This window comes from Flavobacterium sp. B114r, assembly GCF_056824125.1.
This window is the reverse complement of the sequence record NZ_CP124858.1, coordinates 3,329,169-3,353,448: the sequence shown is the minus strand read 5'-3', so window position 1 is coordinate 3,353,448 and position 24,280 is coordinate 3,329,169. Positions and strand designations below refer to the sequence as shown.

The following is a 24,280-nucleotide window of genomic DNA, read 5'->3' as shown; positions in this document are numbered from 1 at the left end:
TCTTGAGTCACGAATTGTTACGAATTATTTAGTGAAAATTAATTTCAAAAAATAAACCAGACATTAAGAATTAGTGATAATTCGTGAAATTCGTGTTTACTTTATTACAACTTCTTCTCCATAACATAATCTTCCATCAGGTAACCATTTCCGATTTCAATATCTACTTCTTGAGCAACTTCAAAACCTATTTTTTTATAGAAACCTAAAGCGGTATTAAATCGGTTTACGTTTAACAATAATGCTTTTGAATTGTTATTTTTAGCTAATTTTTCAATCTCATCGACCACTTTTTTACCAATTCCTTTTCCTTGCGTTTCTGGTAAAAGATATATTTTATGAATTTTAGTTGCTGCTTGTCCGTTATAATTATGTTCTATTCCGATAAACCCAATATTAGCTTCATCCTCATCAATCATATAAAACAACTGTACTTTTTTATTGTACTGTTCCGTTAAAGCTTCCGTAGAATAAAAAAGCCCCAACATATAATCTAATTGTTCTTTTGACAGAATCTCACCATAAGTAATTGGCCATGTAATGTTTACTATATTTTGAATTTGTTTAATGTCGTTTATAGTTGCTTCTGAAATCGTGATCATGTTGTATCTAAAATGTTTTATTATTTTGTAAAAATTTGATTTTCCTGTTCGCTTACTCTTATAAAGGTGGTTCGCTTTGTAAGTTCTTTTAATCTGGAAGCTCCAACATAAGTACACGTACTTCTTAAACCTCCCAAAATATCCAATACTGTATTGATAACCTGCCCTTTAAACGGAACCTGAACTGTTTTACCCTCACTTGCCCTGTATTCTGCCACTCCTCCAACATATTTATCCATTGCTGTTGTCGAACTCATTCCGTAAAATTGTTTGAATTTTTCGCCATTTACTTCGATCAATTCTCCTCCGCTTTCATCATGTCCGGCAAGCATTCCTCCCAACATTACAAAATCTGAACCTGCGCCAAAAGCTTTGGCAACATCTCCCGGAGTTTTACATCCGCCATCGCTTATAATGTGCCCGCCCAAACCGTGAGCCGCATCGGCACATTCTATAATAGCTGAAAGTTGTGGATATCCAACACCTGTTTTTACACGAGTTGTACAAACAGAACCGGGACCAATGCCAACTTTTACAATATCTGCTCCGGCCAGTAATAACTCCTCAACCATTTCGCCGGTAACTACATTTCCGGCAATAATGACTTTGTCTGGATATTGTAGTCTCGTTTGTTTTAAAAACTGAACAAAATGTTCTGAATACCCGTTTGCAACATCAATACAAATAAATTTAAGTAACGGATTGGCTGTGATAACATGACCAATTTTAGCAAAATCTTCTTGTCCTGTTCCTGTACTAATCGCTATATAATTGTAGAAATCAGGTGTAACATTTTGTAGAAAATCATTCCATTGCTGAAGTGTGTAATGCTTATGAATAGCGGTAAAAAGTTTTTCTCCGGCTAAAACCTGAGCCATTTCAAAAGTCCCCACAGTATCCATATTAGCGGCCATAATAGGAATTCCTGTCCAGGTTGCAGTACTGTGCAAAAATTTAAAATTTTGCTCTAACGAGACTTCTGACCTGCTTTTTAATGTAGATCTTTTAGGCCTAATCATCACGTCTTTAAACCCTAATTTCAAATCAGTTTCTATTCTCATGGTTTTAAATTTTCGTTACTCCCAAATATAAGAAATTTTAGATTATTAAAACTTTGCGATTGGTTGGCTCGCGGATGACACGGATTCGCTTCGCGAAAACATGGATTTTAAACGGATTTTTTTATTTAGACTTTACGTAAAAGGTTTCAATAGCAACGTGTTTCGACTTCGCTCAACGTGACAAGCGCAAAAACTAAGACTGAGACTGAAAACTTTCTCATTGGAACGCGTTTCGACTCCGCTCAACGTGACAAACGTGAAAACTGAAAACCGAGACTGAGACTAAAAACTAAAACCCTACCCGTGAATCGTTTCCCCTTTTCCGTAGTTGGTAATAATTGATTCTTCGTAAGCAAGCCATTCCCTCCATCGTTTTTCAACGTCGATTCCTACTCCGTATTTTCTGGCATAGGTAATAAAAGTAACATAATGTCCGGCTTCACTCTCCATCAAATCTCTGTAGAAAACAGATAATTCTTCGTCTTTGATATTTTCAGACAAAACTTTGAAACGTTCGCAGCTTCTGGCTTCGATCATTGCCGAAAAAAGTAATCTTTCAACAAGACCAGAAACTCTGCTTCCGTCTCCGCTTTTCTTCATGTACAAATACAATTCGTTTACGTAATCGTCTTTGCGTTCGCGTCCTAGTTTCAATCCTCTTTTGATGATGATATTATGAACTTGCTCAAAATGGTCGATTTCTTCTTTGGCTAAAGCCAATAAATCTTTTACCAAATCCTGATGTTCTGAGTTATTAGTAATAATCGTGATCGCGTTTGTTGCTGCTTTTTGCTCGCACCAAGCGTGATCTGTCAGGATTTCTTCAATATTTTTTTCTACAATATTTACCCATCTAGGATCTGTTGGCAATTGTAATCTTAGTACGCCCATGGTCTCTTATTTTGTTTTATTTTGTTTCAAGTTTTCTTTGTTTCAAGTTGTTTTAAGAACGAAAAAAGTTTAAAGTTTTGTTATGCGCATGTTTTACGCGTCACAAAACTTTAAACTTGAAACCTGAAACTTGAAACAATTAAGTTTCAAATTTTATTTTTTAGTATACGAAAATTGGTCTTTCGCTCATCATTTCATTTACTTCGTTTGCTACTTCTTCGATAACTGCTTCATTTGTGTGATCAGCAAGAACTTTATCGATTAAAGCTACGATAGTTTCCATATCTTCTTCAACTAAACCACGAGTTGTGATTGCAGCTGTTCCAACACGAATTCCTGAAGTTACAAATGGTGATTTATCATCAAATGGAACCATATTTTTATTTACTGTAATTTCTGCTTTTACTAACGCGTTTTCAGCTTCTTTACCAGAAATGTTTTTATTTCTTAAGTCAATAAGCATCATGTGGTTATCAGTTCCGCCAGAAATAATGTTGTATCCTCTTTTTACGAAAGCATCTGCCATAGCATTTGCATTTTTTTGCAATTGCAAAGCATAAGTAAAGAATTCATCTTTTAATGCTTCGCCAAAAGCTACAGCTTTAGCAGCGATAATGTGCATTAAAGGTCCTCCTTGATTTCCAGGGAAAACAGCAAGATCTAATAAAGCAGACATCATTCTGATTTCTCCTTTTGGATTTGTTAATCCCATTGGATTTGGAAAATCTTTCCCCATCAGGATCAAACCTCCACGTGGTCCACGTAATGTTTTGTGTGTTGTTGTAGAAACAATATGACAATGTGGAATTGGGTCGTTCAATAATCCTTTTGCAATAAGACCTGCAGGGTGCGAAATATCAGCAAACAAGATTGCTCCTACACTGTCAGCAATTACTCTGAAACGCTCAAAATCCATATCACGAGAATAAGCCGAAGCTCCTGCGATGATTAATTTTGGCTGTTCTTTTGTTGCTATTTCCTGAATTTTATCATAATCTAAACGACCAGTTTCTTTATCTACTCCGTAAAAAACAGGAACATAAACACGTCCTGAAAAATTTACAGGAGATCCGTGGGTTAAGTGGCCACCGTGAGATAAATCGAAACCTAATATTTTATCCCCTGGCTGTAAACAAGCATGATATACTGAAGCATTTGCCTGAGATCCTGAGTGTGGCTGCACGTTTGCATATTCAGCACCAAATAATTCTTTAGCTCTGTCTATTGCAATTTGCTCAATAACGTCAACTACTTCGCAACCTCCGTAGTATCTTTTGCCAGGATATCCTTCAGCATATTTGTTAGTTAAAACAGAACCAGCTGCTTCCATTACTTCATCACTTACAAAATTCTCTGAAGCGATAAGTTCTAATCCGTGAATTTGTCTGTCTTGTTCCTCTAGTATAAGGTCAAAAATTTGTTCGTCGCGTTGCATTTTTTCGTTTTTCGTTAATTTCCTGCAAAAATACAAAAAAACGTTTGTCAAACTGCTAGATTATGATATATTTGACATAGAATTTTTCAACAAATAATTAACATTCACATGCCAATAACCGCTAACGATACCAAAAGAAAATCATGGTTAGAAGTGCCAGAAAATAGCGACTTCCCTATTCAAAATATTCCTTTCGGTGTATTTCTTACCAAAGAAAATGTCGTTACAGTAGGAACACGAATTGGCGATTACGCTATAGATTTAGGAGCTTTACAACAATTAAACTATTTCTCAGGAATAGATTTAACAGATGATATGTTCATGCAGGATACGCTTAATGATTTTATTTCTGATGGAAAAAAAACATGGCGTTTAGTTCGAAATCGCATCGCTGATATTTTCGACGAGACTAATCCTCAACTAAGAGATTCAACAAAAGATCGAGATATTGTTATTTTTAAAATTGATGATGTCGAAATGCAATTGCCTGTGTTAATAGGCGATTACACTGACTTTTACTCCAGTAAAGAGCACGCTACGAACGTTGGAAAAATGTTTCGTGATCCTGAAAATGCTTTATTACCAAACTGGCTGCATATTCCGGTTGGGTATCATGGAAGAAGCTCTACAATTGTTCCGTCCGGAATTCCGGTGCACAGACCAATGGGACAAACTTTACCGGCTGGAGAAAAATACCCTGTTTTTGGTCCGTCTCGTTTAGTAGATTTCGAATTAGAAACTGCTTTTATTACGACTGATGTTAATATAATGGGAGAAAATATCCCAACGTATGAAGCCGAAGATTACATTTTCGGAATGGTTTTACTGAATGACTGGAGCGCGCGCGATATTCAGAAATGGGAATATGTGCCTCTTGGACCATTCTTAGCCAAAAACTTTGCTACATCAATTTCTCCATGGATTGTGACTATGGATGCTCTTGAACCTTTTAGAACTAAAGGTCCTAAACAAGATCCGTCGCCGCTTCCTTACTTACAAACTAAAGGTAAAAAAGCTTTTGATATTCATTTAGAAGTTTCAATCAAACCTGAAGAAGCTGAAGAAACTATCGTTTCTAAATCAAATTTTAAATATTTATATTGGTCAATGAGTCAGCAATTAGCACATCATACCTCAAACGGTTGTCGTGTAAATTCTGGTGATATGATGGGTTCAGGAACTATTTCAGGCCCAACTCCTGATAGTTTTGGTTCTATGTTAGAATTGACTTGGGGAGGACAAAATCCGATCAAATTAAAAGATGGCAGCGAGCGTAAATTTATCGAAGATAATGATACAGTAATTATTAGAGGTTTCTGCGAAAATGCTGAAGTACGTCTTGGTTTTGGAGAAGTTGCGAGCCAGCTTTTACCTCCATTTATCAGGCCATGAAGAGCAGATAAATTATCTGAAGAGATATAAAAAATATAAAGCCTCGAAAGTGATTTTCCGAGGCTTTTTGTTTATTCTTTCACCACAGATTAAAGGATTAAAATGATTTTTTCTCATTTTATGTCATTTCGACCAAAGGGAGAAATCACATTCATGAATCGACAAAGATTAACTTCCTTTGCGGAGTTCCTTGTGTGATTTCTCCCTTTGGTCGAAATTGACAAATTCTGGCGTTATACCCCAGAGGTTTTTAAAACCTGTCGGGTTTGTGAGACTAAAATTATTATACAAAACTTTGTGAGGTTTCTCCAAAAACTTTGGGATCGATCAGCTTCACAAGCATACAAAAAAAAACGTAGCAACTTCGTGCCTTCGTGGTTAAACCTAAACCGGAATCTGTTGGCTCAAGCAATGCAATGTCCCAAATCCCCAGATAAAATCAACACAACTTATTCCGATTACTTCTCTGTCAGGGAAACATTCTGCTAATATATTTAGCGCAACTCTGTCATTGCTATCATTAAAGGTAGGAACCAAAACACAATTATTCAAAATTAAGAAGTTGGCATAACTTGCCGGTAATCTTAAATCTTCAAAATCTACTCGTTTTGGCATTGGCAATGCTACAATAATTGGAAATTTTCCATCTTCTAATTTTGCATTTTGCAAACGCTTCAAATTATCCTGTAATGGTTTGTAATTGGCATCATTTTTATCTGTTTCTACAATTGTTACAATCGTATCTTCGTTTACGAATCGGCATAAATCGTCGATATGACCGTGCGTATCATCCCCTTCTATTCCATCTCCTAACCAAATTACATTTGTAACCCCTAAGTATTCCTTGAAAACAGCTTCGTAATCTTCCTTCGTAAAATTCTTATTTCGAACCTGTATAGATGGATGCATCAAACATTCTTCAGAAGTCAATAAAGTTCCTAGTCCGTTTACATCAATCGCACCACCTTCTACAATTACCGGCTTTCCTTTATATACCACTTGTGTTAAGGGAACATCAATAAATTCAGCAATTTTAGACGGAACAAATTTGTCTAACTGATAATTTTTATATTTTGCCCAACCATTAAAATTGAAGTTTAATGCTTCTCTTTTCGAACCATTTTTTACAATAATTGGTCCTGAATCACGCATCCAGCTTCTGTTGGTTTTATGAATGATAAAAGAGACGTTTGCAACATTTACATGGGCTCTTTCTAACATTTCGGCTACTTTTTCTTTTAGTTTTTCATCGGCTACGACCAAAAAAACAGTTTCAAAAGTGGCTACTTTTTTAATAAATTCTACAAAAGCCCATTGAACAGCCTCGTATTTACCTGGCCAGTCGTTGCCATTATGCGGAAAACACAATACGATTCCTTGTTGTTTTTCCCATTCTGCTGGAAATCTTCTATTATTTGTTGACATAAAGAGGTTCTAAATTTGAAAGAGTACAAAGATAATCATTCAAAAGGATTATAAAATAGTACAACTAAAATCATATCGTATTTATATAAATTATCTGATAAAAATTAAGTTAAAGATTAAATAATACAGCCTTAATATACACTCAGGATCTCCTAATTACATTTGGCAAAACTAAAAACACAAAAAATGAAAAAACTAAGTATGTCCTTATTAGCAGCTTTATCGATTATGATAAGCTGTAATAATGACGAAAATTCAAACAACGGAGTACCTGAAGTTGTTGTCAATGAAAACCCGGGAACTTTTAAAGAAATAGGCTCTATCACAATAGGTGGCGAAGGCGCAGCAGAAATAACGGCTTACGACGAAAAAACAAAGAAACTTTTTGCAGTAAATAATAGCGGAACAAACCAAATTGATGTAATTGATTTAACTGATCCGACAAAACCAGTCAAAATTGGTAAAATAGACCTGACTCCATATGAAGGAGCATCTAATAGTGTTGCTGTTTATGACGGAAAATTAGCCGTTGCCTTAGAATCAACTGTAAACAAACAAGGAAATGGAAAGGTGGTAATCTTTAATACTACTGATTATAGCCTAATCAAACAAATTACTGTAGGCGCATTGCCGGATATGGTTACTTTCTCGCCTGACGGAAAATATATTATGACAGCTAACGAAGGAGAACCAAATACTGATTATTCGCAAGATCCAAACGGTACTATTTCTATCATTGAGGTTGCTAACAATTATGCCGTTACGACTTTAGATTTTAGTTCTTTCAGCAGTCAGGCGGCTGCTTTGCAGAAAGAAGGTTTCAGAATTTCGAAGTTCGCAAAAAGTTTCGCACAGGATATCGAACCAGAATATGTTACAATTTCTGATGATTCGAAAACGGCCTGGGTAACATTACAAGAAAATAATGGTGTTGCAAAAGTAGATTTGACTTCTAAAACTATTACCGCAATTTACCCGTTAGGATTTAAAAATTTCAATACTGCAGAAAATGCTATTGATGTTAGCGACAAGGATGATAAAATAGCTTTTAATCCCTGGAAAGTAAAAGGGATGTATATGCCTGATGGTATTAGCCACTTTTCTGCTAATAACGTTCCTTATTTTGTAACGGCAAACGAAGGTGATGCAAGAGAATATACCGCTTATTCTGATATTAAAAGAATGAAAGACATGAAACTTGATGCAACTGCTTTTCCTGATGCCGCAACTTTAAAACTAGAAACAAATCTGGGAAGATTAAATCTTATTGCGGATATGGGAGATACTGATGGAGATGGAGACCTTGACGAACTAGTTGCTTTTGGAGCTCGTTCTTTCTCAATCTGGAACGGAAATACCGGAAAAATTGTTTACGACAGCAAAAATGATGTTGACAAAAAAACGAATGAACTTGGTACTTATGATGACAAACGCAGCGATGATAAAGGCTCAGAACCGGAAGCTGTGGTAGCTGTTAAGATGGGAAGTCAGAATATTCTGTTTGTTGGCCTGGAAAGATCAGATGCTTTTATGACTTATGATGTAACCAATCCAAATTCGCCACAATATTTGCAAACTGTAAAAACCGGAGATGCCCCTGAAGGGATTTTATTCATCCCAGCTTCTAAAAGTCCAACAAAAAGAAGTTTGTTAGTTGTTAGTAGTGAGGGAGATGGCACAATAAAAATATACCAACCAGATTTAAAATAACTTTCACATTTACAAATTCCAAAAGGGGCTAAATATAAATTTAGCCCCTTTTTTTGCCCAAATATTTTGATTGTTTTAACGTATTTACATAAATAAAACCCAAAAGGTGGGAATTATGTAACACCAAATAGAACACAAATTAAAACTCCTGCTATAATTTTGTCAATGAGTTTAAAACGAAAAACTCTTAAATAATAACAATTAAATAAAAATTGGATATCATGAAAAAGAAATTAGCTTCAGTCTCGCTTTTACTACTAACATTCGCTGCAGGCGCGCAAAATATGGCAACGACTTCGACTCAGCCATCAATTGACAAACCTGAATACAATAAATGGTCTGTTGAATTGAATGGCGGGGTAAACAAACCACTTAGAGCAATAACTCCTGGTTATTCTACTGAATCTCTTAACCTGTTTCACGCAGATTTAGGTGTAAGATATATGTTTAATCCTAAATTTGGTTTGAAATTGGATGTTGGTTATGATCAATTTCAAGAACGTGATGACACTCCTGAATTTGATAGTAAATATTACAGAGCGAGTTTACAAGGGGTTGTTAACCTTGGTAGAGCTTTAAACTTTGAAACCTGGACCAATACTTTCGGTTTATTAGCACATGGTGGTTTTGGTGTTTCTCAATTAAGCTCCGACAAAGGTTTTGACGGAAAAGATTACATGGCTCATGGAATCGCTGGTTTAACAGGACAAATTAGAGTAAGTGACAGAATTGCAATTACTGGAGATCTTACCGGTATTGTTAACGGAAGACAAAACCATAACTTTGATGGTCAGGCAACAACTACTACTGGTTCATTAGACGGTGTATTATTGAATGCTTCTGTTGGTTTGACTTTTTACTTAGGTAAAAATACTAAACATGCTGATTGGTATTCAGAAGAAAATGAAAGATTAAATCAATTAGAAAACAGAGTTACTACTATTGAAACTAATCTTATTGATACTGACAAAGATGGTGTTGCTGATTTATACGACTTAGAACCTAATACTGTTTCCGGAGTTGCTGTAAATACAAAAGGACAATCTATTGACAACAATCAAAATGGTGTTCCGGATGAATTAGAAAGTTACCTAGACAAAACTTATGTTAAAAAAGGAAGCGAAAGTACAACTACAAACAATACTGTTGAAGAATTGATTAACGGTGGTTATGTGAATGTATATTTTGACTTTAACTCTTCTAAACCAACAAATGCTTCGTTATCAGGTGTTGATTTCTTAGTGAAATACTTGAAAAACAATCCAGGTAAATCTGCAGATATCATAGGATATGCTGACGAAATTGGAAGTTCTAGTTATAACACTGAATTATCAAGAAAAAGAGCTGAAGCTGTGAAAAAAGTAGCTGAAAATGCTGGAATTGATTCTTCAAGACTGAATGTAATCGCTAATGGTGAAGACACTTCTGTGAACAAAAAATCTAAAGAAGCTCGTCAAATCGTAAGAAGAGTTACTTTCCAGGTAAAATAATCTTTTTATAAATAATAGTAAAAAGTCCGCTTCAAAATATTTGGAGCGGACTTTTTTTTACTGCAGGAAATAAAAAAAAGGACGAAATTATATTTCGTCCTTTTTCTATTATATATTAATTAACTGAATTAGTCAATTGCTCTTTTTGTAATATCACCGAAAGCATCGATTCTTCTGTCTCTGAAAAATGGCCAGTTCTGACGTACATTTTCCTGAAGATCTAAATCAACCTCAGCAATCAAAATTTCTTCCTGATCATGAGAAGCCTGTGCTAAAATCTCGCCTTGAGGACCTGCAATAAACGACGCTCCCCAAAACTGAATTCCTTCGGTACCTTCGATATATTTTTCTAAACCAATTCTATTTGCTGCAGCAACAAAAACTCCATTTGCAACCGCATGACCTTTCATTACATTCATCCAGGCCCCATATTGGTTTTCTCCGTACTGTTCTTTCTCTTTTGGATGCCATCCAATAGCTGTAGGGTAAAACAATACTTCGGCTCCTTTTAAAGCTGTAATACGTGCAGCTTCAGGATACCATTGATCCCAACAAATAAGTGTTCCTATTTTTCCTTTTTTAGTTTCAATTGCTTTAAAACCTAAATCACCAGGTGTAAAATAGAATTTTTCGTAGAAATGAGGATCATCCGGAATATGCATTTTACGGTATAAACCGGCTTCTGTACCATCTGTATCAATAATATAAGCACTGTTGTGGTAAACTCCAGCCATTCTTTTTTCGAAAAAAGGAACAATTATTACAACTCCCAATTCTTTTGCCAATTCGCTAAAAGCAATAAATGAAGTACTGTAAAGTGGTTCTGCTAAAGCAAAATTATCGACATCTTCACTTTGGCAAAAATAATGACTGCTATATAATTCCGGTAACAAGATTACTTCTGCTCCTTTATTGGCAGCGTCTTTTACCCAACTGATACATTTTTTAAGATTATTTTCGGCAACGTCGTTAAGATTTAATTGTATAACGGCGATTTTATATTTTCTTTTCGGCATGACATAAAATTTAGACTGCAAAAATAGTAATTTTTGGAGGAATGACAAAGAGTGTTTCTTTACTTACTATTATAAAAAAAGAGCTTATTAAGCTCTTCATATTTGTTTTACAAAATCACTTTTTTGTCAGAAATACCCTAACAATACAAACAACTTCATTCTCGGTATTCTGGTTCAATTTCATCTTTTTGATATTGTTCCGTAAAATGAATATCCTTTGTAATTTTTAAAATATCATTTTTTATATTGTGGGCGCTTTGAACTGATTTTTCTTTGTAATAATTAAAAATATTTTTTAAACTGATCTTTTGCTGAATTTGTCCAAATTATCTTTTTAACTTCACTCATTACCAATTCTCAGATTCTATTTCTAAATCTTCCTGCGAAATCACATTATCCTTTTTAATATCTAATTTTGCAGTAGCTAATTCTTCTTTATAAACAGCTCTTGTAATTGGTTTTCCCTCAACAGAAAAAACAACTATTTCTTCTTCCTGATAGCTTTCAATAACCGCTTTAACAACTTTTAAAAGACGTTCGTCTGCAGCATTTATATATTCTAAAACACTATCTCTTAATTCTAAAGCACCCATAATTATAATCTTTTAATAATTCAAAGATAGCTATTTTGACTCATTTTTTTATTTAGTTAATTATAAAATTCCTGCAGATCTAACTTTCATAAAAAAAGAAAGCCATTCTACAAATATTTCAAACATTTGCAAAATGGCTTCTAACCTAATTTATAACCTAAAACCTAATTATTCAATAACCACTTTTGTCGTTATGAATTCCTTATCTGACTTTTTGAATTTGATTTCAAAAGTTCCTTTTGTTGCTGATTTAAATTTGTAAACTGTTTTCTTTGGATCCGGAACTTGTAGTGTACAAACTCCTGTTGGATATTTTGCTTCAACTTGCAATCCTTTTTCTGTTCCAATTGTAGCGTCACTAATTTTACTAAATTCTCCACAAGCATTATCTACGATAAAAGTTACATCATAACTAAGCTCTTCATTTACTTTTCCGGTTTCAGGTCCTTTAACTTCTGTTACTAGCGCCACTTTTGTTGTAGCATCAGGAACACTTGGTTTGTCATCGTCATTGCTGCATGAAATTAATGCAGTTGATAAAAATAATACTACTAAAGCTGATTTAAATCTAAAATTTTTCATATAAAATAATAATTAATTGTTAATTACTATGAAGATGCAGATGGGTTGCTTTGGTTGCTTACTAAAAATGTTAAATAATTCAACAAAAACATTAAACAACTGTATACCAAAACATTAATTAAATAATATTTTTTAAGCAACAACAGTTATTTCTTATAAAAATTATAATTTTCCGTATAGCCCCGATACAAACGGCATCCTTTTTATCTGCTTTTTGCTGATAAAAAGATACAGTTGACAGCGGGACAAATGGTATGTTTAAGAGGATGATTTTGCTCCAAAAAAAAACACCAGCCTTTCGACTGGTGTTTTAAAATTTACGTGACAATTTTATTTTCTATTTCTTTCCAAGTATTCTTTTAACAAGATTTACAATGGCTAAAACTATAAATCCCAAAATAATTCCTATTGTAAATTCTTTTATAATTGATGGCAAGTTTGGTACTAAATCGTGGAAAAAATCAATATTATGAACAAATATCCCTCCTGCTACTAAAATTAAAGCTATTGTACCAATTACAGTTAGGCCTTTAATAACAATAGGAAGTGCCTGTACTAATATATTTCCGATGATTTTTAAAATACTATTTTCTTTTTTGCTGATCTGAATTAGTTTAAGTCCCGCCTCGTCCATTCTAACAATAAGAGCAACAATACCATAAACACCAACAGTGGCAATTACGGCTATTATTGAAACTACTATAATTTGCTGTAAAATAGGCTTTCCTATTACAGTTCCTAATGCAATGATTACTATCTCGACAGACAAAATAAAATCAGTTAATATTGCCGATTTCACTTTTCCTTTCTCAGCTTCCAGAATTTCTTCTTCCGTAAAAGTTTGTGATGTTATTCCTTCTGACTCTTCATGTTTGTGCGGAAATATAAATTCATAAATTTTTTCGGCTCCTTCGTAGGCTAAAAATAATCCTCCTAGTACTAAAATTATTATAATCGCAACAGGAAAAAAGGCGCTTAGCAAAAAAGCAATAGGCAAAATAATCACTTTGTTAAGAAGTGAGCCTTTACTAATTGCCCACAATACCGGAAGTTCTCTTGACGAAGCAAATCCCGAAGCTTTTTCAGCATTTACAGCCAAATCATCGCCCAGAATTCCCGCTGTTTTTTTTGCTGCAACCTTACTCATTACTGCAACATCATCCATAATTGCTGCGATATCATCTAATAGTACGAAAAAACCTGATGCCATTATACTTTATTTGGTTTTAAAAACTACGTAATTGACTGGCTTTGAGTATCCGGTTTACTTTACGAGTTTGATTATTTAAGTGCGCTAATCTAAGACTTTTTTTGTCGACTTTTTTATCTAAAATTTAACTGCATTGTCCCAAAAGTACCCAAATAATTATAAAAACGAAGATTGTACCAAAACATCCTCCACCTAATTTTTTAGCTCCGTAGCCCGCTAGTAATCCTCTAAAAATATTATTCATAGTTCTCCTTTTTTACACTGTTAATCAATTATTTATAATATAAATTTACAAAAGTAAAGTTCATCCTTTAATCTTTGAATGTAATTATATTACTTTATAAAAAAGTTTCATTATTTACTGATTTGATTTCGATAAAGATCAAAAAAAACACCAGTGTTTCCACTGGTGTTTCCTTAATATTAAAAACCAAATAAATTATTCTTCAGTATGTGGATGATTATGAGTCTGGTTTCTGAAAACCAATTGCCCATCAAAAGCATCTAATAAAATGATGCTGTCTGTAGTAATCTTTCCTGCCAAAATTTCTTTCGACAATTGATTCAGCACTTCTCTTTGTACCACACGTTTTACAGGTCTTGCACCAAATTGAGGGTCATAACCTTTGTCTGATAAATATTTGATAGCTTCTGGTGTAGCATCCATGACAATACCTTGTAAGGCAAGCATTTTTGTAACACTCTTAAGCTGTAAACTAACAATTTTAGAAATATTCTCAACTGTTAAAGGTGTAAACATTACAATTTCGTCGATACGGTTTATAAATTCCGGACGAACTGTTTGTTTCAACAATCCTAAAACTTCAGCTTTTGCAGCTTCTGTTGCAGCTTCGATACCTCCTTTTAAATTCTCAAATTTCTCTTGTATAATCTGACTTCCCATGTTGGATGTCATGATGATAATTGTATTTTTAAAATCGGCCAGACGACCTTTGTTATCTGTCAAACGACCTTCATCCAGCACTTGTAATAAAATATTAAAAGTATCAGGATGCGCTTTTTCGATCTCATCTAATAAGATTACAGAATACGGTTTTCTACGCACGGCTTCAGTCAGCTGACCTCCTTCGTCATAACCTACATATCCTGGAGGCGCACCTACTAAACGACTCACACTGTGACGTTCCTGGTACTCACTCATATCAATACGCGTCATCGAATTTTCATCATCAAAAAGATATTCGGCCAGGGCTTTTGCCAGCTCTGTTTTACCCACTCCAGTTGTTCCTAAAAATAAGAACGTTCCAACTGGTTTTTTCATATCCTGCAAACCTGCACGACTTCTACGAACGGCATCACTTACGGCTTCAATGGCTTCTTCCTGCCCTACTACACGTCTGTGCAATTCATCTTCAAGATGCAATAATTTTTCTCTCTCAGTCTGCAGCATTTTCATCACAGGAATACCTGTCCATTTTGCAACAACTTCGGCAATATCTTCTCTGGTCACTTCTTCTTTAATCAAAGAATGTCCGGATTGGTATTCATGTATTTGTTTTTGTAAAACTTCAAGACGCTCTTGCGCTTCTTTTATTTTTCCGTAACGAATCTCGGCTACTTTTCCGTAATCACCATCACGTTCTGCGCGATCAGCTTCATTCTTAAAGTTTTCAAGTTCTAATTTTACTGCCTGAATTCCATCTACTACATCTTTTTCAGATTTCCATTTCGCGTAGATTTCATTTCGTTCTTCTTTCAGGTTAGCCAGTTCCATTCCTAAAACTTTGAGCTTGCTTTCTTCCTTCTCACGTTTTATGGCTTCAATCTCAATTTCCAGTTGCATTATTTTTCTATCCAGAACATCTAATTCCTCAGGTTTTGAATTGATTTCCATACGTAATTTAGAAGCAGCTTCATCCATTAAGTCAATCGCTTTATCCGGTAGGAAACGATTGGTAATATAACGTTGAGAAAGCTCAACAGCTGCAATGATCGCTTCGTCTTTTATCTGAACCTTATGGTGTGTCTCATACTTTTCCTTGATTCCACGTAAAATTGAAATCGCACTTTCTGTATCCGGCTCATCAATTATAATTTTCTGGAAACGGCGTTCAAGCGCTTTATCTTTCTCAAAATACTTTTGGTATTCATCCAGAGTCGTCGCTCCAATCGCTCTTAACTCTCCACGAGCCAATGCCGGTTTTAGGATATTGGCAGCATCCATAGCGCCTTCTCCTCCACCTGCACCTACAAGTGTATGAATCTCATCTATAAACAAAACGATATCACCTTCGGCAGCTGTAACTTCTTTTACAACTGATTTTAATCGTTCTTCGAATTCCCCTTTAAATTTTGCACCCGCAATCAATGCACCCATATCAAGCGAAAACACAATTTTATCCTTTAAGTTTTCCGGCACGTCACCATTAACGATTCTTCGCGCCAAACCTTCGGCAATTGCAGTTTTACCCACTCCGGGCTCACCAATTAACATTGGGTTATTCTTAGTTCGACGTGTCAAAATTTGTAAAACACGTCTAATTTCTTCATCTCGTCCAATAACAGGATCTAATTTTCCTGTACGTGCTAATTCGTTTAGGTTTTTAGCGTATTTATTTAATGAATTATAATTTTCTTCAGCAGAAGCTGATGTAACTCGTTCACCTTTGCGAAGTTCTTCGATCGTAGCTTTAAGCCCTTTTCCTGTAACTCCCTGATCTTTTAAAATCTGAGAAACTTTACTTTTTGAATCGAAGATTGCCAAAATTAAATGTTCGATAGAAACATATTCATCGTTCATTTTTTCAGCTATAATCTCTGCTTCATTCAACGCTTTGTTTGCATCTCTGGAAAGTAAAATATCACCTCCGGAAACTTTAGGAAAGCTCTGAATTGTACTGTCTAGTATTTGTAAAAACAACGGAACATTTACATTTAGTTTTTTCAAAATAAAAGGAGCTACATTTTCATCTACTTCAAAAATAGCTTTAAAAATGTGTTCGTTTTCTATTTGCTGCTGTCCGTTGCGTTGTGCCAATTGCTGTGATAGCTGTATGGCTTCCTGCGACTTGGTTGTAAATTTATTTATGTTCATATGTATACGATTTATGGTTGATTATCAGTTATACTATTTGATATCATTAAAATTACGATTTATTGGGTTAAATTTTTAACTTAAAATGATATAACTTTGCTTCAGATTATTCAAATTATATTCCATACTAAAAAAACAGACAAAATGGCATTAAACATTGATATTTAACTCATTTTTAACGCCAAAAAGTCATTAAACACGTCAAAATATGAGTTTTTTAAATTCAATCTTCGGAAATTCAGACAATACAGACTCTCCAAAAAGTAATGTAAACTGGACCGAATTAACAGATATAGCACAATTAATGGAAATTGCAGCCATTTCAAATGAAAAGCCGGTTATCATTTTCAAACACAGTACACGATGCAGTATTAGCCGAATGGCTTTGAAACAATTTGAACGTGAATTTGATTTAAATGATACTGTTGATGCTTATTTTCTCGATTTGATCGCACATAGAGATATTTCGAACGAAATTGCAAGCAGATTTAATGTATATCATGAATCCCCGCAACTAATTCTCATCAGAAATGGAAAGGCAGTTTATGATGTTTCTCACAGTGATATTGATGCTGTGGCATTAAAAGCTAAGGTATAATATTTTTCTCACATATTAAAATGTTTTTAAAATCATTAAATATGTGAGAAATTTTGTTTCCTTAAAAAGTTCCTTCTGAACCTCCTCCACTAAATCCACCACCACCATAATTCATAGGCGAATCTGGAGCTTTTGCTTCTGGCTTCATGCCAAATGCTGAGGCAACAATTAAAGCTTCGGCATTTAAAATTGCATTAGAATTATTAATTCTGTCCGGTTTAAATGTCAATCCTGCTTCATTATCTTTTAGTTTTCTAATCGAAAAGTAAGCCAGCGCAAATAAAACTAATCCGCCAAGGGTTAATGCTACTTCTATTGGTAAAACAGAGTAATAATATCGGATTGTATAGATGGAAAAACCTATGGCTAAAAAACTAATCCAAAGCATGATTCTATCCTTTGTCTTTAAAGCCTGAATCAAATATAAAACCGGAACAATAAAGGTAAAAGCATAAAAGAAAAAAGAAAAAGGAATATCTTCTCCAGGACGTACTTCACTTCCTAAAAAATCAATAGAAAGTTCTCTTACTACCAAATAATTACAAGAAAGATAAAACAATACCAAACAGAAGGTATTGGCTAATAAAAGTCCTTTGTAATAATAACTTTCTTTTAGATTGTTAAGTATTCTTTTAGTAAAAAAGTAAAAACCTGCCGAGATTAACATAGCTGCAAATGGTAAAATCATTTCTCCGATACTGCCCAGTTCAAACATTCCGTAAAATAAAACTGCTGACGCCGCCAAACAGAAAACCAATAAAGACAATAAATGCAAATATCTTCTGTACATAAAAAAAGAAGCTACGGCTACAAAAATTGCAACTTGTATTTCATAGCCCTCTGTAGTTATAGCAATAGCAAATCCTACATTTAAAAGGGCTCCCAAAATAAAAGCATCGTCTAAGCCATGTTCGTAATATTTTTGCTGGGCAAGAAACTCTGCTCCTGCAAAGCCAACAATAGCAAAAAGATAACAGCATATGCTAAAAAAAGTACGTTCAGAATAAGAAGAACCTGTTAATCCCATTAATGCAATTACACCACATATTGAAAGGTACAAGAATGCTCCCAAGAGAAAAAATCCTATCCGAACTAAAATATTACTTTGTCTCTTAAAAGCCGGCAACTCTTTTTTTATAAAAACTTTTTGTTCCTTGCTGATAAATCCAGCTGCCTCTAATGAATTTGCTTCTTCGACTAAAGTCAAATTATCTAATAAATTTTTATCGTATACTATCATGCTGCAATTTCTTTATTGAAGGTTTTAATCAATTTTATAAACATTATTATAGAACCTATAAAATATACAGGAAGAATTAAAATTAATAATTGCCAAAAATCAGAGAAATCGACAGCTTCGCAAAGCCTGAACAAAAAGATATTTAGACCAATATAAGCGTAAATGATCATAAATACATACAATGACATTGCCTTCATTTGATGACTTACTTTATAAAAGTAGAAAGAAGAACCAGCTAAAATGAATGCAAAAACGATCCAAATACCGTAATAATAATATATTAAATTATTGATTGACGCAATACTTATTATATGCAATGCAAATGTGAGGTAGATAATCTTAAAATGTGTTTTTAACTGAATTTTTGAACTATAAATGGTCCACAAAATCAATAATCCACCTAACATAACTGCAGAATAACCTAAACTTTGTCCTGAATAAAAACGACTGTTATTTAGTAAATCCTGAGGAGTAACCGAAAGTCCTACGTAGGCTGCCAAACCAGTGATTGCAATCGCTAAAACACTTTTATTATCAAAATAATAAGCGCAGAAGAAACTGACGACAGTTGGAATTAATGTCGCTAAACCATAATGAGTTCCGAAAGCTTCATATTGAAACTGCAAATAGCCTATAAAAACACATGTTAGAATATTAGCTGCTAAAACCAGATATTCTAAAACCGGATGTTCGAATGCAGTCTCCTGTTTTTGAAATCCTTTTGAATTTTTAAAACAGAAATAAAAGCAAACTACGATAACAATTAACAATAGTGAAAGAATTGCAATATGCCCAATACTGTCAATATTATTATAAATTAAAACTCCAATTCCTGAAGTAAATAATAAAACGGACAAATAAAGAAACAACTTCAATTCTGCATTTAGCGAGAAAATATTCAAATTGCGATAGGACGTTATTTCCTCATATTGATTTTCTGTTATAAGATTTCTCTCCAAGAGCGCTTTAGTAGCCTGATCATCAAATTTATTCATATTTATATTTGTAAACGTACAAATCAAAAATAGTCTTTTTTTTGTTTGAACAGGGCCTTAAGAGTAAAAATATACTTACTAAAACATTGTTTCATTTTACTTTAATCAAATGTCAATGTAATATTTTTGCAAAACAATTGTTTATAAACTTTATTAAACTAAATTCGTGTAATCGATTACATTTAACTATCTAAATAAAAAAAACCACAAAAACTAACTTATAAAATGAAAAAAAATCTCTTTTTACTCTTTCTGCTATTGAGCATAACTAATCTTTTTGCTCAAAACTATTGTATGCAATCGCCGGAAGGTTTTGGTGCCGCAACTACCGGAGGAGGAACTGCAACTCCTGTTACAGTGACGTCTTACGATGATTTGCTGGCAAAAATTAAATCAAATTCACCAGAAGTAATTTTAATTTCAGGAACAATTACAATTCCCGGCGGAAAACCTATCCAACAAATAGTGACTAATAAATCAATAATAGGATTACCGGGCGCAAGGCTTGTAAATGAAAACCAATCGAACCCGGGAGCAGGAATTTTATACTTGAAGTCGGGTTCTGATAATGTCATTATAAGAAATTTAATTTTTATTGGCCCTGGTGCTTATGATATTGACGGACAGGATAATTTGACAGCAGATTGCACGAATCTTTGGGTAGATCATTGTGAATTTCAGGATGGTCAGGACGGGAATTATGACAATAAGGGAAAAACAGATAATGTGACAATTTCGTGGTGTAAATTTACGTATTTAAAAGGACCAAAATCCGGTGGTTCAGGCGGAGCTGATGATCATAGATTTAGTGATCTTATTGGCTCAGGTAAAAATGATTTTCCGGCTGATGGTCATTATAGCATCACTTTTAAAAATTGTTACTGGGCAGACGGCTGCAAACAAAGAATGCCTCGTGCCCGAAATGCAGAAATTCATATTCTGAATTGCTACTATAACACGTCAGAATCTGGCTCTTTGGCTATTGGTTTAGGCGGAGGTGTTAAAAATGCAACTTGTTATGTTGAAGGTACTGATTTTGCACAAGTAGATAAAGTGTTTAAAGACTACATCAGTACAGATGGTGGAACTGTTGGAATCGCATTCTCTAATTGTCGTAAAGCTCCAATGGATTTTGGTACACCAGTAAATAAACCGGATTATAGCTACACCACTATTCCTCTTGGAAAAGTAGAAGAATATGTAGCCAATACATCTTGTGGCGCGGGGGCAACACTTCAGGTAAGTGCTGCAGGTATAATATCCAGTTCCTGCAATAATAAAAGCTAATTAAAACTTATTTATACAAAAAAGCCGATTTGTATCAAGTACAAATCGGCTTTTTTGTTGTTGAAAATACTTTTAAAAAGCTGCTTTCATTTTATCTTTGATAGCATCTAAACATAAATTATTGATACTTCCTTCGTGCGTGTGTTTGGTTTCTTTAGGAGATTGATATGTTCCGGCTTCCAATTGTTCTGCAACGGCTTTATATGCGTCTCTAAACGGCATCCCGGCAACTACCATTTCGTTTAGTGTATCTACTGTAAACAGATAATTGTATTTTTTATCTTTTAGAATATTATCTTTTACTGTAATGTCTTTTACGGAGAAAATTGCAATATCTAAACAAGCCTTTAGGTTTTGAAGCGCTGGAAACAAACCTTCTTTTAAAAGCTGTAAATCTCTGTGGTAACCACTTGGTAAATTATTCGTGATTAAGGTGATTTCGTAAGGAAGCGCCTGAATCTTGTTGCATTTTCCTCTGATTAATTCAAATACATCAGGATTTTTCTTGTGCGGCATAATGCTGGATCCTGTTGTAAGATGTGCCGGCAAACTGATAAAATCAAAGTTTTGACTCATATACAAACAAACATCCATAGCAAATTTTGACAAAGTTGCTGCAACACTGCTCATTGCAAATGCGACTGTTTTTTCTGCTTTTCCGCGACTCATTTGAGCTGCAACTGCATTAAATTTTAAGGTTTCAAATCCTAATTCCTGGGTTGTAAAAGTTCTGTTGATTGGGAACGAGCTTCCGTATCCTGCAGCTGAACCTAATGGGTTTTGATCTACAATTTTTAAAGCTGCGTTTAACATCGTTACATCATCGATAAAACTTTCGGCATAAGCAGAAAACCACATTCCGAATGACGATGGCATGGCAATTTGCAAATGCGTATATCCCGGCAATAAAACATTTTGATGTTTCTCTGCAGATTCCATCAATAAATCAAACAATGTTTTCACTTGTTCTTTTAAAGCTTTTAATTCATCTTTAAGATATAAGTGAACATCTACCAGGACCTGATCGTTACGAGAACGCGCCGTATGGATTTTCTTTCCTGCATCGCCCAATTTTACAGTTAATAAATATTCTATCTTGGAATGTACGTCTTCGAAACTGTCTTCGATTTCGAAATTTCCAATCACAATATCAGCTATGATTTCGTTTAAAGCATCTACTAAAGAAGTAGTTTCCTCCTGAGTCAATAAACCAATTTGCCCAAGCATTTTAGCGTGTGCAATAGAACCTAAAGCATCATATTTTGCGAGAACCAAATCAAGTTCACGATCGTTTCCTACTGTAAAATGCTCGATTTGTTTGTCTGTTGGTATTCCTTTTTCCCAAAGTTTCATAACTTAGATTTTTAGACTTCTTAGATTATTTAGATTTTTAGACTTCCTAGATTATTAAATCTTATAAAGTGTATATTTTCTAATTTATTCTAATGTCATTGTTTATACTGATGGTGTTTCTAGCCCCGATAGCAGTGGAAATCCTTTTATTTTTTTCTTTAAAAAAATAAAAGATTGGAACGGATAGCGGGAAATAGCTCCTAATTAATATTATAGTTTAAAGAAATCTGTTAGTATTTTGATATACAAGTCGACCCCTTCTTCGATTTCGTTGATAAAAATAAATTCGTCTGCTGAATGTGACCGCAAGGTTTCGCCTGGTCCTAGCTTTAATGACTGACAGCTCAAAACAGATTGATCTGAAAGTGTTGGCGATCCATATGTTGTTCTTCCTAAAGCGATTCCCGCTTGTACTAAACCGTGGGCAACCGGAATAGACGATGCGTTTAAATGCATTGACCTTGGCGTTACTTCGGCATTTACATTGGCTTTTACAACTTCAAGGATTTCAGTGTTTGAATAACAATCATTGACACGAATATCAACTACCAAATCACATTCTGATGGTACAACATTGTGCTGTTTTCCTGCGCTGATTTGTGTTACGGTCATTTTTACAGGACCTAAAACATCTGATATTTTATCGTATTTATAGTTTTTAAACCATTCCATTACCGGAATTGATTTATAAAGCGAATTGTCCTCATTTTGGTGTGCAGCGTGGCTTGCTGTTCCTTTTACTTTTACGTCAAGAACCAATAAACCCTTTTCCGCCACAGCCAATTGCATTAAAGTGGGTTCGCCAACAATTGCGCAATCTAGTTCAGGTAAGTGTTTTAAAACGCTGTTTAAACCGTTTTTACCGCTGCTTTCTTCTTCTGCCGATGCTACAATTACAAGATTATGTGATAAATTCTGATTCTCATAAAAGTGAACAAAGGTTGCCAATAAAGAAACCAGACATCCTCCGGCGTCATTGCTTCCTAATCCGAATAATTTGCCATCTTTTTCGATAGCTTTAAAAGGATCGTTTGTATAGGCCTGATTTGGTTTTACAGTATCGTGATGAGAATTTAGTAAAAGTGTTGGTTTATTCTCGTCGAAATATTTATTGAAAGCCCACACATTATTATTTTCCCTCTCAAAAGGAATTTCATTCTGATTGAACCAATTTTCGATTAAAAGTGCTGTTTGGTCTTCTTCACTTGAAAATGAAGGGGTTTCAATCAGGCTTTTTAATAATGCTATGGCTTCTTTTGTAAGCGTTTGTATATTTTTCATAGTGTGTAGGTTCTCTGCCACGAAGGCTCAAAGTCACAAAGTTTTTTATTGATTCTTTTGATCAATTTTGCGACCATCTAAATTTGCGCAAATTTCTTAAATTAATATTTAAAATGCCTTGCGTAAGGCTATTTTTTTGCCACAGATTAAAAGAATTTTTACAGATTTTTCTAAATCATTTTAATCTTTTAATCTCTGGCATTCTCTTTTTATAACGTAATCGTTGTGTGCGGAATATCTGGATTTTGAAGCATTTTGTGATGCCCAATTTTGATTTTCTGAACGCCTCTTGATAAACTATTGAAGCAATTATCCAGTTTGGGAATCATTCCGGAATGGATTACTTTTTCGGTTTTAAGTTTATTATAAAGTTCTTCATTGATTTCTGTTATTACAGAGTTATCATCTTCTGAATCTTGCAAAACTCCTTGTTTTTCAAAACAGTATGTTAGCGTAACATCAAAAAATTCAGACAATGCAATGGATAGTTCGCTTGCAATGGTATCGGCATTTGTATTTAATAACTGTCCGTTTTTATCGTGTGTAATGGCGCAGAAAACAGGAATTATCCCTGCTTCAAGCAATGTTTTTAGTAAACTTGTATTGACTTGTTTTACATCGCCTACAAATCCGTAATCGATCGTTGGGTGATTTCGTTTTGTCGATTGAATCAAATTTCCGTCAGCTCCTGAAAAACCAATTGCGTTATTGTTTTTTGCCTGCAATTGCGCCACAATATGTTTATTAATTTGTCCGGCATAAATCATTACCACAACATCCAGCATTGGAGCATCAGTAATTCGGCGTCCGTCAATCATTTGAGGAACCAAACCAATACTTTGAGCCATTTTTGTAGCTGACTTTCCTCCTCCGTGAACTAAAACTTTATAGCCTTCGATTTTAGAAAAATCAGTTAAGAATTGTTCTAACTCGGTTGGATTATCGATTATGTTTCCACCAATTTTTATTACGGTAACTTCCATTTTTCTTAAGGTTCTAAGGTTCTAAGGTACTGAGGTTCTAAGAAACTTAGCATCTTAGCAACTCAGAACCTTAGCGACTTT

The 24,280-nt window shown here is 34.3% G+C and carries 20 protein-coding genes; 5 read left to right on the top strand and 15 right to left on the bottom strand.

Annotation, left to right across the window (positions count from 1 at the left end):
* Positions 1 to 104: 104 nt before the first annotated feature.
* From QLQ94_RS14395 to glyA, 4 genes are all read right to left on the bottom strand, one after another.
* Positions 105 to 602, bottom strand: coding sequence for a GNAT family N-acetyltransferase (locus QLQ94_RS14395; protein WP_271337750.1), 498 nt, complete (start codon positions 600 to 602; stop codon positions 105 to 107).
* 20 nt (positions 603 to 622) lie between these two features.
* Positions 623 to 1,663: a GMP reductase gene (locus QLQ94_RS14390; protein WP_482497571.1), complete on the bottom strand. Its 1,041-nt coding sequence runs from the start codon at positions 1,661 to 1,663 to the stop codon at positions 623 to 625.
* A gap of 297 nt (positions 1,664 to 1,960) precedes the next feature.
* Positions 1,961 to 2,554 (bottom strand): MiaE family protein, encoded by a 594-nt coding sequence (locus tag QLQ94_RS14385; protein WP_271337748.1) that lies wholly within the window; start codon positions 2,552 to 2,554, stop codon positions 1,961 to 1,963.
* Between the two features lie 160 nt (positions 2,555 to 2,714).
* Positions 2,715 to 3,989 carry a serine hydroxymethyltransferase gene (glyA, locus tag QLQ94_RS14380; RefSeq protein ID WP_271337747.1) on the bottom strand — a complete coding sequence of 425 codons (1,275 nt, stop codon included), beginning with the start codon at positions 3,987 to 3,989 and terminating at the stop codon, positions 2,715 to 2,717.
* Between the two features lie 108 nt (positions 3,990 to 4,097).
* Between glyA and fahA the strand changes: the two genes are divergently transcribed.
* Positions 4,098 to 5,381, top strand: coding sequence for a fumarylacetoacetase (gene fahA, locus QLQ94_RS14375; RefSeq protein WP_271337746.1), 1,284 nt, complete (start codon positions 4,098 to 4,100; stop codon positions 5,379 to 5,381).
* A 384-nt stretch (positions 5,382 to 5,765) separates the two neighbouring features.
* Here fahA and QLQ94_RS14370 read toward each other — a convergent pair whose 3' ends face one another.
* Positions 5,766 to 6,806 carry an agmatine deiminase family protein gene (locus QLQ94_RS14370; RefSeq protein ID WP_427402286.1) on the bottom strand — a complete coding sequence of 347 codons (1,041 nt, stop codon included), beginning with the start codon at positions 6,804 to 6,806 and terminating at the stop codon, positions 5,766 to 5,768.
* Positions 6,807 to 6,992: 186 nt separating this feature from the next.
* Between QLQ94_RS14370 and QLQ94_RS14365 the strand changes: the two genes are divergently transcribed.
* Both QLQ94_RS14365 and QLQ94_RS14360 read left to right on the top strand, forming a co-directional pair.
* Positions 6,993 to 8,516: a choice-of-anchor I family protein gene (locus tag QLQ94_RS14365; RefSeq protein WP_271337744.1), complete on the top strand. Its 1,524-nt coding sequence runs from the start codon at positions 6,993 to 6,995 to the stop codon at positions 8,514 to 8,516.
* A 221-nt stretch (positions 8,517 to 8,737) separates the two neighbouring features.
* The gene (locus QLQ94_RS14360; protein WP_271337743.1) at positions 8,738 to 10,006 is read left to right on the top strand and encodes an OmpA family protein; all 1,269 of its coding nucleotides are present in this window, start codon (positions 8,738 to 8,740) and stop codon (positions 10,004 to 10,006) included.
* 128 nt (positions 10,007 to 10,134) lie between these two features.
* On the opposite strand, the gene QLQ94_RS14355 is transcribed toward QLQ94_RS14360, so the two are convergent.
* The 5 genes from QLQ94_RS14355 to clpB form a co-directional block, all read right to left on the bottom strand.
* Entirely contained in the window at positions 10,135 to 11,022 is an 888-nt protein-coding gene (locus QLQ94_RS14355) for a carbon-nitrogen hydrolase (RefSeq protein ID WP_427402284.1), read from the bottom strand.
* Between the two features lie 347 nt (positions 11,023 to 11,369).
* A complete protein-coding gene (locus tag QLQ94_RS14350) occupies positions 11,370 to 11,615 on the bottom strand; it encodes a hypothetical protein (RefSeq protein WP_427402283.1) in 246 nt (81 codons plus the stop codon).
* Positions 11,616 to 11,783: 168 nt separating this feature from the next.
* Positions 11,784 to 12,197, bottom strand: a complete 414-nt coding sequence (locus QLQ94_RS14345; RefSeq protein WP_271338763.1) for a hypothetical protein — start codon at positions 12,195 to 12,197, stop codon at positions 11,784 to 11,786.
* A gap of 337 nt (positions 12,198 to 12,534) precedes the next feature.
* Entirely contained in the window at positions 12,535 to 13,407 is an 873-nt protein-coding gene (locus tag QLQ94_RS14340; RefSeq protein WP_271338764.1) for a DUF808 domain-containing protein, read from the bottom strand.
* A gap of 439 nt (positions 13,408 to 13,846) precedes the next feature.
* Positions 13,847 to 16,462 (bottom strand): ATP-dependent chaperone ClpB, encoded by a 2,616-nt coding sequence (gene clpB, locus QLQ94_RS14335; RefSeq protein ID WP_271337197.1) that lies wholly within the window; start codon positions 16,460 to 16,462, stop codon positions 13,847 to 13,849.
* Between the two features lie 208 nt (positions 16,463 to 16,670).
* Here clpB and ytxJ point away from each other — a divergent pair, with 208 nt between their 5' ends.
* Complete coding sequence (gene ytxJ / locus QLQ94_RS14330) at positions 16,671 to 17,060, top strand: bacillithiol system redox-active protein YtxJ (protein ID WP_427402282.1); 390 nt, start codon at positions 16,671 to 16,673, stop codon at positions 17,058 to 17,060.
* A 61-nt stretch (positions 17,061 to 17,121) separates the two neighbouring features.
* Here ytxJ and QLQ94_RS14325 read toward each other — a convergent pair whose 3' ends face one another.
* Positions 17,122 to 18,300, bottom strand: coding sequence for a hypothetical protein (locus QLQ94_RS14325; RefSeq protein ID WP_427402281.1), 1,179 nt, complete (start codon positions 18,298 to 18,300; stop codon positions 17,122 to 17,124).
* Positions 18,297 to 19,295, bottom strand: coding sequence for a DUF2157 domain-containing protein (locus QLQ94_RS14320; protein WP_271337194.1), 999 nt, complete (start codon positions 19,293 to 19,295; stop codon positions 18,297 to 18,299). Before QLQ94_RS14320 ends, QLQ94_RS14325 begins: the two co-directional genes overlap by 4 nt.
* Positions 19,296 to 19,520: 225 nt before the next feature.
* Here QLQ94_RS14320 and QLQ94_RS14315 point away from each other — a divergent pair, with 225 nt between their 5' ends.
* A complete protein-coding gene (locus tag QLQ94_RS14315; RefSeq protein WP_482497563.1) occupies positions 19,521 to 20,582 on the top strand; it encodes a pectate lyase family protein in 1,062 nt (353 codons plus the stop codon).
* A 72-nt stretch (positions 20,583 to 20,654) separates the two neighbouring features.
* On the opposite strand, the gene argH is transcribed toward QLQ94_RS14315, so the two are convergent.
* The 3 genes from argH to argB form a co-directional block, all read right to left on the bottom strand.
* Positions 20,655 to 21,935, bottom strand: a complete 1,281-nt coding sequence (argH, locus tag QLQ94_RS14310) for an argininosuccinate lyase (RefSeq protein ID WP_271337192.1) — start codon at positions 21,933 to 21,935, stop codon at positions 20,655 to 20,657.
* Between the two features lie 210 nt (positions 21,936 to 22,145).
* Entirely contained in the window at positions 22,146 to 23,216 is a 1,071-nt protein-coding gene (locus QLQ94_RS14305) for a M20 family metallo-hydrolase (RefSeq protein ID WP_427402279.1), read from the bottom strand.
* 209 nt (positions 23,217 to 23,425) lie between these two features.
* Positions 23,426 to 24,199, bottom strand: coding sequence for an acetylglutamate kinase (argB, locus tag QLQ94_RS14300; protein ID WP_482497561.1), 774 nt, complete (start codon positions 24,197 to 24,199; stop codon positions 23,426 to 23,428).
* Between the last annotated feature and the right edge of the window lie 81 nt (positions 24,200 to 24,280).